The organism is Bacillus sp. UNC322MFChir4.1, assembly GCF_000746135.1.
Taxonomy (GTDB): domain Bacteria; phylum Bacillota; class Bacilli; order Bacillales; family Bacillaceae_G; genus Bacillus_A.
Genome location: NZ_KN050814.1, coordinates 67,882 through 81,045 on the forward strand (window position 1 = coordinate 67,882; position 13,164 = coordinate 81,045).

Consider the following 13,164-nt stretch of genomic DNA (forward strand, 5'->3'; position numbering starts at 1 on the left):
ACACATATCAATACTAGGACCAAAACTGTAAATTGCATATTCGCTATTGTCTAATTCTTTCGTTATTATAATCGTTGGATATCTTCCCAATTCAATTCACTCCTTAATTAAGCAAACGCTTTATCTAAAGAGATTTTAAAATATTTATCAGGTGAACCCAACCTTTATATTTGTTCACTTTATTATGCTTCATATGCCATGCGATCAGGAAAGCCTTCATTCCTTTTCAGACATCGGACAATTCTAGTACATGCACAATCAAAATAATGTTGTCTCATTGTTTCTGAGTTCACTGGAGCTTGTTCTAAATCATAAAACATTCTTTCCTTTTTATTAAAATACATTTTTCCGACTTTATCGGGTGATTCAGAGGGATAATATTGATAAACAACTATTTCTCCATCTTCAAATTCTTTCGTCATTACTAAACATACCGCCATATATAAAGGCCTCCTTATATGTCTTTCATGTATTCCAGTATTTTTAGCTATAGCTTTAATATCAGGAGTCGATTTTCTTATTTCCTCATACTTACTTACCGATATTCTCTCTATTACTATTTCATACATCTGCGATACCACGATCATTTAATATTTCTACTAAATATTCACTACTTGTACTTATCGCCAGTTCTTTTAGTAGCTTATGTTTATAAAGTTTACACGATAAACTCAAGGTATTCTGGAAATTCTATATTATTCATATTTTCCATGCCACCATTTTCTTTTACGTGAACATATACTTTATGAATACATTTATATAATAAGGAAACATGTTCCTTAGGCATATCATTGAGTAAAACAAATGCTTCATCGGGGTTAGTTTCATTCTTTAAAACTTTAAAACTCCATCTCCTATAAAGTTGTGGATATCTCTCACAAGAATGAATATCTGGACCAAAACTGTAAATTACATTTGCTTTATTCTCATTCTCTTTGATTATTGCAATCAGTGGATATCTTCCCATTGTTCCAAACACTCCTTAATTAAAAATTTTATGACTGTGAAAATAGAAATTCAGGAAATTCATCTAAGTTTGATGCGTTTCTAACATATTTTTGCACAGCACCAACGGCTTTAAGAAAATAGTAATTTGCACCTTCACCTTTAGCTGGTTCTAATTCTATGGACTTTTTTTCTAGTTTATTAAATTGAATTTTTCCGGCTTTTTATACACTCGTTTATTTGACTATACTCCGTATGTCATTTCTTCTAAAAATTCCCCACCCTTTCTAAGGCATATTACTATTCTGGAACATGCACAATAAAAGTAATGTTCGCTTGTTGCATCTGATTTTACTGGAACAGGATCTATTTCATGAAACATCTGCTCTTTTTTATGAAAGTACATTTTCCCAACTTTATCTGGATATTCTGACGGATAGAACTGATAAACAACTATTTCTTCATCTTCAAATTCTTTATTCATTGTGATATGAATTGCCATGGTTTATCTCCTTTATTTTTATCCTTTATCATGGAGTGTCGGTGGCTGGGCTACTCGCATGTCGAACGTGGTCGAACGGTCTTTATATTGTGTCGAATCGCCGATATATTGAAAAAAGCGCTGATAAATGATATATCAGGCATTTTTCAGGGACTACCCGATTTTATAGTTGTATCATGTGAAAATTAAACACGGAAATGATGTATTTACCTTCGAAATCTATCGTGCATAAGCAGTGTTCTATGTTGATCGACAGACAACGGACGATAGCTGGTACCGAAGAGAGGCTAGCCATGTTGGTTTACTAAGGCGATAAGAAGTGTTATCTGAATATCGTAGGGCATACGCAATGGTTGTTGCTGGACGGTATCAGTATGTATTCGCAACAAGAAGGAAGAGACATCAGCGCTTCTATCCCTTCATTTAAAGAAGAGTTACTTTTAATGCTTCTTCAAGCATTGTATTACAATCATCATATGTTTCCATCACTGTACCAGATGGTTTGTCAAGTTCTAGATACGTACCATCAGATAAGTTTTTACAAAACCATGCTATATTTGAATCTCCAAGGAAAAGATACTCTTTTTGAAATTCATTTTCATACCAAATCTCATTTGTTTCTATAAGTCCGCAAATTTGTTCCTCTCTTTCTGTTTCTAGTAAAGAAGGATCAACTCCGTAAAGTACCAGTCCATCAAAATCTAAACCATTTACAGTTTTAAGAAACTCTTCGTATTCACTCGGTAAATCAACATTAAAATTCTCTTTCACACGTTCTCTCAATCTCTGAACTTCAGTATCTGTTGCAGGTGTATTCAGTTTACCATTGAAGCTTTTCTCTATTTTTTCGATTTCTAAAATCATATTTTTCCACACATCAAGACCTTCTTTCTCAAAAACTGCCAAATATTTATAAGATAATGATAAAACTTGAATAATGAAATTTCATCTCGCCTAATTCTCGTACCTGTTATACTATCTTAGTATTAAAACAAAGATCCATGATGGTACAAGCGTCATGAATTATGAATTTCATGGAACCATCGTTCTTGTTATCCCATACATAAATCCTTTATTTATTTTTTGTTAACTTGCCTTATGTACCTATGTCTTCCTTCATCTAGTACCACAGGCTTTGTCATTCTCGTATCCAAATATAAATTAAATAGTAAGATAGCCGTTTTATATCTTTATCACTGCAGCCAATAACAATTATATTTTCACCATGTAGATGTAATTTGTTTCAAATAAAATTCAATATATTCAATAACTTTTTTATAGTTATCAGATGTAAATTCGTGAATAGGGTTTTCCCAGTCCATGTTTTTTATAATCAAAACTAGGTAATTACCATCAGGAGAAATATCAAGATTCCACCCGAGATCCAATGTGATCGATGATTTCTCATGATAAAGCTGCAACAAACTCTCAGTAAACATAAACCAGCAATCGTCATCAGGTTCCAAATTTCGTGGATCTATTTCAAAAAAATTGTTATAGTTCACTTTCCATCCTTCTGTTATTCTCAAGGGATGAATATTTACTTCAGGAACCTCTAACTTAACATATTTTCTCATAATCATAACCTCTTTAGTGATTTCTAGTTATGTAATCTATCTCCAACAATTAAATTTCCATGATATATATTTCCACTTATAAGTCCTCTTCTACTTCAACTAGTTGAGTTACCAGTATCATAAATGATACTTTTATCAAAATTGGAAAAATGGGAACCAATCCATAGAAAATCGACGTAACAACAATCAATTCTCTTTATAAAATTTTAAATATTTCCCATCATCCTTTGAGCTAAAACATTTACCTCTTGACTTCGTAACGGCAATTTCAATATACTTTTTCGCTTTAGAAAATTCTCCAAGTTCATAAGCCACTCTCCCCGCCCACATTTCCCTTTCTCCAAAATCTCCTCTTTCAGGGTCAGCTGTAAATATTCTATCTACCCAGTGCCTAAGTCTATCATAATCACCTATTTGAATTGAGATTTCTAAAATCCCCCATACAATTAAAAAACTCTCATCATAAATATTTTTATCTTCAGGAATCTCCTCCCATGCTTCTTCTAAAAGCAAAATGCTCTTCTCGAAATTGTTTTTATCCCATTCATCATTAGATTGATCCATTAATTTTTCAATATAGGCTCCTTGTTCCCCAGGTACATAAGCCAACTTCATCACTCCTAAATTTCGTTTTTAATTACATCTAAATATTTATCATCTTCATCATAAAAAATCCCATATCCTTCAAGCATATAAGCCCTTAGTAAATATTCTTTTGCTTTATCCTTTTCACCTAACTCAGTGAGACTTTCGCCAAGTCTCAAGAGTATAAACGGATTTGTTATACCTTCTGGGCAATTCAATGCTTCATAAAAATACTCCACCGCCTGTGTATAATCTACTTTTAAATAGCAAGTATCACCTAAAGCAGTATAAATCCAAGTACTTGTATCCCAATCAGTTTTAGGTTCAGGAACCAAGAACAATGCATCTAGATACCTAGCAATTGCCTGATCAAACAAGTCTTGTTCTACTAAAGTATCTCCTTCCAAACATAGTAGTTGTATTTTTTCATAAGCTTCATTTGAAAGTTCCATAATTATCCTCCTTTTTTCAACCTATTCTGGCGGTAAATAGATTTCAGTCCTTTTACCATCTTCCGAGCGATTAATACTTTGGTGCTCTAGGTAATAATTATCAGGTTCACACAAAAATTCCCTTACGAATACTTGTTTTAATTCATGAAATCTTTAGCCGTCTCTACAAAAGATGCAAGATTTAGATTAGGAAATTTTTTTTCTAGTTTTTCAAGTTCATTAATGTAGTCTTGACTTTGCAAATTATAAGCTATATCTTCAAACACTTCACTTACATAAAGAACCTGCTCTTCATCTAATTCTTTAAGAACTTCGATTGTTTTTTGAGTATCTTCACTCAATAAGTTTGTGAGCTTATTCCAACAATGCTCTATTCTAAAGCAATCTTCTGGATCTATTGACATCCTTTCACTAATTACTTCTTTCACACAATCAATTAACACTTTCTCACCGCCTATTAAGTTATGGTTGTGCAGTATCTGGGAAAATCGTTACAGTTTTTATTTCGTCAACCCTAACAACCTTGTATTCTCTCCAAACCGGTACTCCATCAGGTGTTTTTACATTTCCAGGTAAATCCCCTGCATTTTTATATCATCTCTTATCCGAGATTCGGGTAACCATGATTGATTGGTACAATACCGAGACCATCCCCAAAAAGTTTCCTCGTGAAATAACCGCTCTAACTTTATGGGATCACTTTATTCCTGATTCGGTTTATCTTTATTCTAAGTTCTTTTCAATAGTTTCGACCTGTAATCATTATAATTTACCTTTTTGCTTTTAAATATAGCATTTGAATTTTACACATTATAGAAATTCTATATTTATTCTATCAACTATTAACTTAATATATTTCCCATATAGGTATTCATAATCCTCTAAAATCTCATCCTCAATTCGTATTCCTATATCAAACATCCCATCTGAAGTAAGTAAGCCTTTAAGCTCATATTTAAAACCTTCACCTAGCTTTGTAATTTGCTTTTCTTGACTATCTTGTATATCAATTGCAAAATCATCTAGAAACCAAAGACTTAATTCCACAGGGTAGATTCCCCCGATTTTTATCTCATATGGAAAAATATTTGCAAAGCCGGTTAATTCAATATCTTTAATTTTCACTACAATTTCTTCCTCAATACATGAGTCTATCTCCTTAACTAACACCTCATATCTCACTATAGATCCCCCTTTCCTTATTCTACAGGATTCATTTCTTGTACAGTTTTATCATGTAACATCTTCCAAAAACTCTTGCCTCTTTACTATCACTTTTGATACATATTTATTGTTGTAAAAATACGTTTTTTTTAAGTTGAAAAATTGGTTGTCTCCCAAAACGAAAAAAGTGATATAAAGTTCTCTATATGTAATTCATTTACTTCATGAACACTTTTTATATGTAGTTCCATCTGCTTATTGTTGGTTTGAAATAAAGTTGCACTGTTTTTCAACGCGATACATCTTTTTTATAAATAATAAGATTTTATTTCAAATCTACAGTAATCTTAAAGCCCATACAATATCGTTGATTATACGGCTTTAATTTGAGTAAACACTCCTAACTTCGCTTGTAAATTATGCATAATTTGTTTCAATTTTATTATATCGCTTGTAAAATTTTAATAAACCGTTAGTATAAAAATATGACTTTTTAGTCATATTTTCTCTTTTTATAATAAAAGTAAAGGAGGATATGATAAAAATAGTATAATCCCGCTAATGATTGTTTAATTTTTTATCTTTTTAGGTTTCAGCATAATTTTTCCTATTCTCCTCCCATAGGTGATTGTAAATTTAGATGTAAATTCATGTAATTTAGGATTACGGTTATCTTGTTACTCGGTTCCCTCTTTCCTAACAGCTCAGTTTTGGAGAATAATTTCTGATCGAATAAGTCGGTGTCCTACGCTTTTTATCGCTATATTAGATTATTAGGTTTATCTTAACAGGCATCTTTATTGATAAATTAGTGGGGCTGTACATATCAAGAATTATTAATGGTTTCTTCGTAGGTGCATTATACACCGCCGCAACAGCATCTGTTATCGATATGACGACTGAAACGAACCGTAATCGTTATATGGGAATGATTGGTGCATGTATGGGGATGGACTTTATTATTGGAACAGCAATTGGGGGATGTTAAGTCGAATTTGATATGCTGTTCCATTCCAAATCGTTAGCGCTCTTCTTTTACTTTTATTCCTATATACGTTCTTTGCCTTCAAAGAGAGTGTGAGTGCAAGAGAAGAAGAAAGCAAGGAATCCTTACTTAAGAAATGGATTTTGTTTACCAATCCCGGCAATCGGGTTATTTTTTGTTACTTTTATTATTTTCATGGTTAGCTGGATTAGAGAACACATTTCAATTGTTTGGAAAAGAAGCAATTAAAATTACACCATTTCAATTTGGGAACATTTTTTTGCGAACGGATTAGTAAACGCATGTATACAAGACGGATTGATGTGCTACATTTGTAACGGAGAGGAAAAAAGTTGCATTATAATTGGACAAGTTATTTCTGTGGCTGGATGATGGTCTATTTTTCTGTTCCTATTTATTTATCCCGCATTAACGGGCAGTAATACTCCCACCTCAAAATTCGGCGAAAGCAAAGAAGTTAGGTGGGAGATAAACTGCCCGTAAAAGCCCGATTGGTTCAACTAATAATCAGTGGGGGATGAAGAAAACCCCCACTGATTAAAGTTTCACTTTATAATAAAATACAGTTTATAGTCCGTTTTTACATGCATCTCGGCTGTCCCCTTTATAATAAGTACATAACAGGAAACAAGGAGGAACGACCTTAATGTTTTTAGCACTTAAAGAATTAAAACAATCGAAATTACGATACGGATTAGTTGGTACAATTATGATATTATTATCATTTCTTGTACTTATCATATCAGGTTTAGCAAATGGTTTATCTCATGACAGTGCTTCTTCTATTATAGAAATGAAGGCAGAAAAATTTATATTATCCGATGATGCCGAGGGGAAATTGTTGCGTTCTCAAATTAAAAAAGAGGATGTTAAAAACATATTGGCACAGGTTGATGAAAAAGATGCAGTTCCAATGTATATGAAAGTGTCAACATTTGAAAAAGAAGGAAGTTCAAAAAAAGTTGATGCTGCTATTTTTTCAAGTAAACCAGATTCATTTATTGCTCCAAAAGTAATTGAAGGAAAAAATACCCCTTTAGAAAACAATGAAATCATTGCGGATGAATCTATTAAAGAAAAAGGAGTAAATCTTGGAGACGAACTTGTAGAACCTATTTCTAATAAAGTGTTCAAAGTTGTCGGATTTACAAAAAATCAAATATTTAGCCATACACCTGTTGTTCGCATGAATGAAGCTGTATGGGATAGCATTGCAATGCCACATCAAAAAGATTATAACGTAATCGCTTTAAATACGGATAAAGAAATTAAGAATGCAAAAGTTGTAGATAAAAAAGAAGTATTGAAAGGTATTCCAGGTCATAAAGAACAACAACAGACATTAACGATGATTATTGCGTTTTTAATTGTCATTGCAGCATTATTAATTGGCGTTTTTTTCTATGTCATTACATTACAAAAAACACACCAACTAGGTGTATTAAAAGCAATCGGAACAAAAAATTCATATTTAGTAAAGGCTTTAGTTATACAATCTGTATTTTTAACTAGCATTTCCGTTGTAATCAGCATCAGTTTAGTCCTTGCAGTCCGGACTGTTTTGCCAGCCACTATGCCGTTTTTATTAACAGCAACAACAATCGCGCAATTTTCAGGTATTTTTATTGTAATTAGTATATTAGGTACATTGTTCTCTCTATATCATGTATTGAAAGTAGATGCATTAGAAGCAATTGGAGGCGGCATGTGATGGTAACGGAAGTGAAATGGGAAAATACATCATCATTATTAAAGCTCGATCAAGTAAGTAAAGTATATGGAGAAGGAGATACAGAAGTAACAGCTTTACACCCAATTACATTGGATGTAAAGGAAGGAGAATTCATTGGCATTGTTGGTCCATCTGGTTCAGGAAAAAGCACTTTGCTTTCCATTGCAGGTGCACTGCTCTCTCCTTCGAAAGGAAATATTTATATTTCTGATCAAAACATAGCAAAATTATCGGGAAAAGAGATGACAGATATTCGCTTAAGAAAAATTGGGTTTATATTCCAATTCGCGAATCTCGTACCGTTCTTAACGGTGAAAGAACAACTTCTGTATATCGCTAAGTTAAAGGGAGAAGATAAAAAAGAAGCTGGTAAATTTGCAGAGAAATTACTAGAAACATTTGGATTATCACACCGAATAAATCGTTATCCAAATCAACTTTCAGGCGGGGAAAAACAACGGGTAGCTATTGCTCGTGCGTTCATGAATAACCCAGATTTAATCTTAGCTGATGAACCTACTGCTAGTCTTGATTCAAAACGTGCAAGAGAAGTCGTTGAATTAATGAAACAAGAAGTGAAGAAAAATAAAAAAGCAGCGATTATGATTACACACGATGAAAAAATGCTTGATGTATGTGATCGAATTTTAACACTTCGCGATGGAAAATTACTATGAGAAAACGAAGTGTACGAGCACATGTACAATAATAGGTGGCCTGCCGCATGCTCGTCAAGCTAACAGAAGAGGTTGTCCTCTAAACAAAAAAATGAGCTGAATTCCCAAACTATGGAGATATAAAATTTTTTAGGGATATCTCAAAATATTAGCTTCATAAATATGGGTACTACTGACAAAATACTGATATCGTGTATTATCAAGAGCTAAATGATAAAAATTAAAGGAGAGTACATATTAGTCATATATACTATGTATTCTCCTTTTATCAAACTAAACAACTTGATAGTTTAATAATAAGAAGCATAATCAATATAATTTAGAAGTATTTCAGGAGCGATGCCCCCCACTCATAGGATGGGCTTCTATTTATCCGGACATTACACATCCTGCTTATTTTAATTAAATATTTGGTAATTTAATCCTAAAGATCTTTAAAATACAAAAAAACTTGAAAGGCATACAGCCAATCAAGAAAAAAATTATTAATCTTTTATATTATATTTTTCTTTTATTTTTACTAAGAGCTTTTCAACCTCCACAGTATGATCTGGGTGTCTTTCAATGTAAAATTCACAGGCAGTTTGCAGATATTCACATAGTTCCTTATGGGTTACAATATCTTCCCAATCTTCGTCTACACCATAGTAGAATAAAACTTTATTTTCTCCAAAATACTCCTCCTCGTACGATTCAAACTCATCAGAATATACGATACCAATTGTGTCTCTTCTAATAACATCTTCTTTGAGAAATCTCTCAAGTATATCTATAAAATCAAATTGTAGAACTAACCTTCCTAGCACAGCTATTACAAATTCTTTTTCTAAATTTTTATTGATAAAATTTTGTTTTAATAACTTTAATTCATCATATAAGCCATCAGACATTTTAGTAACCACACTCTCTCACTATTTTATTTCTCTAAATTCTAATCTAAAATCTATTAATAACTTATCAACTTAATTACAATAAATTATTATCTTCTAGTAATTGGTACCAATCATCATCTTTGCTACCTACTGTATTACTAGTACCTCCAGATTGAACAAACGTATTACCTAATTCGCAATATTTTTTTCCTAAATAATAATTTTGTAAGAAATTATTAAAATCACCATATAATTCAATAACAAAATTTTGGTCAATTAAATCTCCAAACAAACAAGATACATCCCCATTAATTTTATTAATACATAATGGATAATTTTCTATTGTTCCTATACAAATCCATTTCTCAGTACCACCTGGTATGTCTTCCACATAAAATTGAATACTTTCAAGTCTTTGATGGCCGTATATAGTAATTACACCACCATTCAATATTTTATATTTTCTTGTAATAAAATAATAATCTTTTAGAATATTATCTTCTAATTCTTTATTTATTGGTTTTTCTTCCTCTATAATTTCACCAATAACCAAACTAAATGGATCATCACCTAAAATATTTTTAACTAATTCTATTTTTTCAAGTACCGATTTACTCATTTTTATTTCACTCTCGAATCATGTGGATTTTGTGTTTTACATTTAAGATAAAGAACTGTATTCATTCAATTTCCAAATCTATATAAATCCATTTTAATTTTTCGACATATAGGTCGAGGTTGCTATTATACAGACTGCAACACGACCTGTATTCACTTTCTCCCCTTGTTTTAAAACATTGCATGTGGCAGGAAAGGGCCCTGACCGCTTCTATGCACGGCCAGATGCTCTCGTCCTCCCCTAAAAAGAAAGAGGTTTTTATGTCGGGTTTTTAAGTTGTATATATATAAATTGCTATGCTCATCTATTAAAAAACTTGAAAAACATCGAGTCAATTAAGGATAACTATTCAATTGTATCAATATAGCCACTGACAGATTGTATGATACCGTAGTCAGCTTTAAGATTCATACTTACAGAACCTGATATGTTAATATTAAATTTCCCATCCTTGTCTAATTCGATATGAATATCTCCTCTGTATTTATCATTGGAAGATTTCAATGTTAATTCCTGTATATCAAAAAAGTCTAGTTGGACAAATACAGTATTATAATTTAACTGTTCCCATTTTTCCGGAGGATTATCTGCGAATTTAGGCATATTAAAATTTATAGAAACTTTTTTGCCTTCATCTTCAATTTTAACTGCTACAATACGTACATCTAACAATGAAGGAGCCTCTTTATATAAAGTGGATATAAATCTATTTCCTTCTAAATCACTGTACCACATATGATCACTTCCATATATTGTTTATTAAATGGACAATGTGCTCTTCTGTGCCTTCAAATTTACCTGTTCGAGGTTTATCTGCAGGTCTACCAGTCCCCACCTTTAGAGTGGTGTGCACTATAAACCGAATTATCTGTTTCTCATCAAAGTTATGATAATCCTATTAAACCTGGAGTTACCCCTTCTACTCTCGCCCACTCAAATAAACATTCAACTATCATTTGATTCTTACACTTAATTTTTAATAAACTCTCTTCTTCTGTCGTATGTATTTCAAAATGATCAATGATATTCTCTGCACCTAAACCTTCTATTGTTAAGTTACGAATAGTAAAGAAAGCTATTTCTATATAAATTACATCCCACTTATTCCATCGTTTTGGCTTATTTTCGACATGTTCTTTTGTCATCAATTGAATAACTAACGTAGGACCGTCTCTTTTAAGACGCACATCTAATAGCTCTGACTCTTCAAATTTTGGTATTTTTCCAAAAACACTAATTAGCGCCTGTGGATTTAAAACTTTAAATGGATTACTCATTTTGATACTCCCCATTTTTTATTTCTCTTCTCAAAATAATAATGATTCACCATCCCATCTATCTGTCCTGTTCGTGTATTGTATTCAGGCCTTACACTATGATAAAGCGGCTTTCTCCAATACTATCTTGCCTAATTCTCACGATTTTCTTCCTAGCCCAGTATTAAAATAAAACTCTATGATGCTACTACCTTCATAAGTTATGGATGTCAGGAATTTATCATTCATGTTGTTCTCTAGAATTAAATAGAAGAACTTTTCAACTATTGCATTCTATATAACAAAAAAGCACCTTTTGCCTAAAAAACAATCAAGCGCCTTATTCCTATCTTATAAGTATCTTTTAATAACCGTCTTCAAATAAGCAGTGAAATACTGTTACATTTTCCTCTCTAAGTTCTAATGAAATATTAGGTATTTCTATTTCTAGTACATTCTTTTCAAGTAGTTGTATTCCTTCACTCTCTAAATACTTCAAAATCTCATTACCAATTTGTTTTGTAGCTTCATCGAATGGCTCATATTGTTCTTGTATTTCAACATCATCTTCAACATACTCATATTTAATATATTGTATTGCAGCATATGGAGCGATTGCCGAGATATAAACTAATACCCCATTTAAATACACATTCTCTCTAATATATGAATTAAACTTATGGGTACCTATTTGTAATCTAGGGTGTATTGAAGATTGAATATATAGCGTAAAACATTTGGAGTAATTAAAATCTGTAAGATTATCAATGTGAATATCCTTAATTTCATGAGTGAATTTATTAGTCCAAACATTAGGATCGATATAATTATGCAAAACATACCCAAAATCACCACAATGGTAAAGTCCTCCAATGGTATTTAAAACTTTTTGTTTCATAAATAGCCTCCATTATTTTACCGAGTAGCCATGGATGTTACCCTTTTTAGCAATATGGATCTTTAATTGAGTCCCTTTCAAACCATTGAGTTTTCTTACCTGGTAAATTATTAAAGCTATTTCTCCTGTATTTACTCCAGAATACCCCAAAAATTCCACATGGCTACTAACTCTTATTAATGCTAGTCTTTAGTCTTTTCATTTTCTCAAGCTCTAAGCCATATTGCACATCTGAAGAGAAAATTTTTGTCATTTCTGTAAAAAACTCTTCTGCAGAAGCAATTAAAGTATTTAAAAACTCTTGTTTCGGCAAAGTCCAACTCTTCTTTACATTCCCATCTATACTTAAGAGCATGTAATTCTTTGAAATACTCTTGAAACTAAGCAAAATAGGTTGGTCTGGAAAATAAGTTTCAGCTGTATCATTAACAAGAAATCCCTCAATCATATCGAGTATATACGCCCATAATTGGTCAACTAAATCCCAGTATCTGAAATCCATTATAATGTTATCGAAGTATTTTAAGTAAATCACACCTTCTAAGTAATCTAAGTCGATATCTTTTTTTATCCTATTCATTTCATCTGTCTTGCAAATATGAATAAAATAATTTTCGAGATCTTTATTTAAATCTCTAATTATTACTTCAGGTCTTTTCATATACGAATGACATATAAACATTTTGATACCACCTATTTTTTATAAAATCATCCTACTTTCCCGTTTTTAAAACCAACAACATATTTAACTCCATTTACTTTCCTAGTAATTTAATACATGCCATTAGTACCTTTTTAAAAGGAAAGGGAAAGAGGAAATAGGGTATTGAAGAATAGGAATGGTGGTAACTGTTGCTATTTTGAATATATGCTGAAAAT

18 protein-coding genes are annotated in these 13,164 nt (G+C 31.8%); 3 read left to right on the forward strand and 15 right to left on the reverse strand.

What is annotated here, in order from left to right; translation table 11 throughout:
• Nucleotides 1-182: 182 nt before the first annotated feature.
• The 9 genes from BR72_RS24005 to BR72_RS24045 all read right to left on the reverse strand — a co-directional run bounded on the left by BR72_RS24005 (nucleotide 183) and on the right by BR72_RS24045 (nucleotide 5,243).
• Complete coding sequence (locus BR72_RS24005) at nucleotides 183-440, reverse strand: hypothetical protein (protein WP_035437888.1); 258 nt, start codon at nucleotides 438-440, stop codon at nucleotides 183-185.
• 218 nt (nucleotides 441-658) lie between these two features.
• Nucleotides 659-967: a hypothetical protein gene (locus BR72_RS24010; RefSeq protein WP_035437889.1), complete on the reverse strand. Its 309-nt coding sequence runs from the start codon at nucleotides 965-967 to the stop codon at nucleotides 659-661.
• A 222-nt stretch (nucleotides 968-1,189) separates the two neighbouring features.
• Complete coding sequence (locus BR72_RS24015) at nucleotides 1,190-1,447, reverse strand: hypothetical protein (RefSeq protein ID WP_035437891.1); 258 nt, start codon at nucleotides 1,445-1,447, stop codon at nucleotides 1,190-1,192.
• Nucleotides 1,448-1,870: 423 nt separating this feature from the next.
• Nucleotides 1,871-2,323 (reverse strand): YrhA family protein, encoded by a 453-nt coding sequence (locus BR72_RS24020; protein WP_035437893.1) that lies wholly within the window; start codon nucleotides 2,321-2,323, stop codon nucleotides 1,871-1,873.
• 344 nt (nucleotides 2,324-2,667) lie between these two features.
• Nucleotides 2,668-3,024 carry a hypothetical protein gene (locus BR72_RS24025; protein ID WP_035437895.1) on the reverse strand — a complete coding sequence of 119 codons (357 nt, stop codon included), beginning with the start codon at nucleotides 3,022-3,024 and terminating at the stop codon, nucleotides 2,668-2,670.
• 186 nt (nucleotides 3,025-3,210) lie between these two features.
• Nucleotides 3,211-3,633 carry a hypothetical protein gene (locus BR72_RS24030; RefSeq protein ID WP_051957419.1) on the reverse strand — a complete coding sequence of 141 codons (423 nt, stop codon included), beginning with the start codon at nucleotides 3,631-3,633 and terminating at the stop codon, nucleotides 3,211-3,213.
• A gap of 11 nt (nucleotides 3,634-3,644) precedes the next feature.
• The gene (locus BR72_RS24035) at nucleotides 3,645-4,061 is read right to left on the reverse strand and encodes a tetratricopeptide repeat protein (RefSeq protein WP_035437897.1); all 417 of its coding nucleotides are present in this window, start codon (nucleotides 4,059-4,061) and stop codon (nucleotides 3,645-3,647) included.
• 137 nt (nucleotides 4,062-4,198) lie between these two features.
• The gene (locus BR72_RS24040; protein WP_051957421.1) at nucleotides 4,199-4,504 is read right to left on the reverse strand and encodes a hypothetical protein; all 306 of its coding nucleotides are present in this window, start codon (nucleotides 4,502-4,504) and stop codon (nucleotides 4,199-4,201) included.
• Between the two features lie 367 nt (nucleotides 4,505-4,871).
• The gene (locus BR72_RS24045) at nucleotides 4,872-5,243 is read right to left on the reverse strand and encodes a hypothetical protein (protein ID WP_035437900.1); all 372 of its coding nucleotides are present in this window, start codon (nucleotides 5,241-5,243) and stop codon (nucleotides 4,872-4,874) included.
• A 793-nt stretch (nucleotides 5,244-6,036) separates the two neighbouring features.
• Here BR72_RS24045 and BR72_RS27265 point away from each other — a divergent pair.
• The 3 genes from BR72_RS27265 (at nucleotide 6,037) to BR72_RS24060 (ending at nucleotide 8,640) form a co-directional block, all read left to right on the forward strand.
• A complete protein-coding gene (locus tag BR72_RS27265; RefSeq protein WP_231559766.1) occupies nucleotides 6,037-6,213 on the forward strand; it encodes an MFS transporter in 177 nt (58 codons plus the stop codon).
• A 664-nt stretch (nucleotides 6,214-6,877) separates the two neighbouring features.
• Nucleotides 6,878-7,942, forward strand: coding sequence for an ABC transporter permease (locus BR72_RS24055; RefSeq protein WP_035437902.1), 1,065 nt, complete (start codon nucleotides 6,878-6,880; stop codon nucleotides 7,940-7,942).
• On the forward strand, nucleotides 7,942-8,640 hold the full coding sequence (locus BR72_RS24060) for an ABC transporter ATP-binding protein (protein WP_035437904.1): 699 nt from the start codon (nucleotides 7,942-7,944) through the stop codon (nucleotides 8,638-8,640). Before BR72_RS24055 ends, BR72_RS24060 begins: the two co-directional genes overlap by 1 nt.
• A 485-nt stretch (nucleotides 8,641-9,125) precedes the next feature.
• Here the strand turns inward: BR72_RS24060 and cdiI are convergent, their stop codons facing one another.
• The 6 genes from cdiI to BR72_RS24090 form a co-directional block, all read right to left on the reverse strand.
• Nucleotides 9,126-9,530: a ribonuclease toxin immunity protein CdiI gene (gene cdiI, locus BR72_RS24065; RefSeq protein WP_035437906.1), complete on the reverse strand. Its 405-nt coding sequence runs from the start codon at nucleotides 9,528-9,530 to the stop codon at nucleotides 9,126-9,128.
• A 76-nt stretch (nucleotides 9,531-9,606) separates the two neighbouring features.
• Nucleotides 9,607-10,131: a hypothetical protein gene (locus BR72_RS24070; protein WP_035437908.1), complete on the reverse strand. Its 525-nt coding sequence runs from the start codon at nucleotides 10,129-10,131 to the stop codon at nucleotides 9,607-9,609.
• Between the two features lie 345 nt (nucleotides 10,132-10,476).
• Nucleotides 10,477-10,866 carry an Imm50 family immunity protein gene (locus BR72_RS24075; RefSeq protein WP_035437910.1) on the reverse strand — a complete coding sequence of 130 codons (390 nt, stop codon included), beginning with the start codon at nucleotides 10,864-10,866 and terminating at the stop codon, nucleotides 10,477-10,479.
• A gap of 149 nt (nucleotides 10,867-11,015) precedes the next feature.
• On the reverse strand, nucleotides 11,016-11,408 hold the full coding sequence (locus BR72_RS24080) for an immunity 50 family protein (RefSeq protein ID WP_035438018.1): 393 nt from the start codon (nucleotides 11,406-11,408) through the stop codon (nucleotides 11,016-11,018).
• Nucleotides 11,409-11,751: 343 nt separating this feature from the next.
• On the reverse strand, nucleotides 11,752-12,285 hold the full coding sequence (locus tag BR72_RS24085) for a hypothetical protein (RefSeq protein ID WP_035437912.1): 534 nt from the start codon (nucleotides 12,283-12,285) through the stop codon (nucleotides 11,752-11,754).
• A gap of 166 nt (nucleotides 12,286-12,451) precedes the next feature.
• Nucleotides 12,452-12,967, reverse strand: coding sequence for a hypothetical protein (locus BR72_RS24090; RefSeq protein ID WP_051957422.1), 516 nt, complete (start codon nucleotides 12,965-12,967; stop codon nucleotides 12,452-12,454).
• Between the last annotated feature and the right edge of the window lie 197 nt (nucleotides 12,968-13,164).

Coding starts and splice junctions, on each gene's coding strand:
- BR72_RS24090 (WP_051957422.1), bottom strand. CDS start 12,967: ATGTTTATATGTCATTCGTATATGAAAAGACCTGAAGTAATAATTAGA.
- BR72_RS24035 (WP_035437897.1), bottom strand. CDS start 4,061: ATGGAACTTTCAAATGAAGCTTATGAAAAAATACAACTACTATGTTTG.
- BR72_RS24025 (WP_035437895.1), bottom strand. CDS start 3,024: ATGAGAAAATATGTTAAGTTAGAGGTTCCTGAAGTAAATATTCATCCC.
- BR72_RS24005 (WP_035437888.1), bottom strand. CDS start 440: ATGGCGGTATGTTTAGTAATGACGAAAGAATTTGAAGATGGAGAAATA.
- cdiI (WP_035437906.1), bottom strand. CDS start 9,530: ATGTCTGATGGCTTATATGATGAATTAAAGTTATTAAAACAAAATTTT.
- BR72_RS24015 (WP_035437891.1), bottom strand. CDS start 1,447: ATGGCAATTCATATCACAATGAATAAAGAATTTGAAGATGAAGAAATA.
- BR72_RS24075 (WP_035437910.1), bottom strand. CDS start 10,866: ATGTGGTACAGTGATTTAGAAGGAAATAGATTTATATCCACTTTATAT.
- BR72_RS24060 (WP_035437904.1), top strand. CDS start 7,942: ATGGTAACGGAAGTGAAATGGGAAAATACATCATCATTATTAAAGCTC.
- BR72_RS24070 (WP_035437908.1), bottom strand. CDS start 10,131: ATGAGTAAATCGGTACTTGAAAAAATAGAATTAGTTAAAAATATTTTA.
- BR72_RS24080 (WP_035438018.1), bottom strand. CDS start 11,408: ATGAGTAATCCATTTAAAGTTTTAAATCCACAGGCGCTAATTAGTGTT.
- BR72_RS24085 (WP_035437912.1), bottom strand. CDS start 12,285: ATGAAACAAAAAGTTTTAAATACCATTGGAGGACTTTACCATTGTGGT.
- BR72_RS24010 (WP_035437889.1), bottom strand. CDS start 967: ATGGGAAGATATCCACTGATTGCAATAATCAAAGAGAATGAGAATAAA.
- BR72_RS24055 (WP_035437902.1), top strand. CDS start 6,878: ATGTTTTTAGCACTTAAAGAATTAAAACAATCGAAATTACGATACGGA.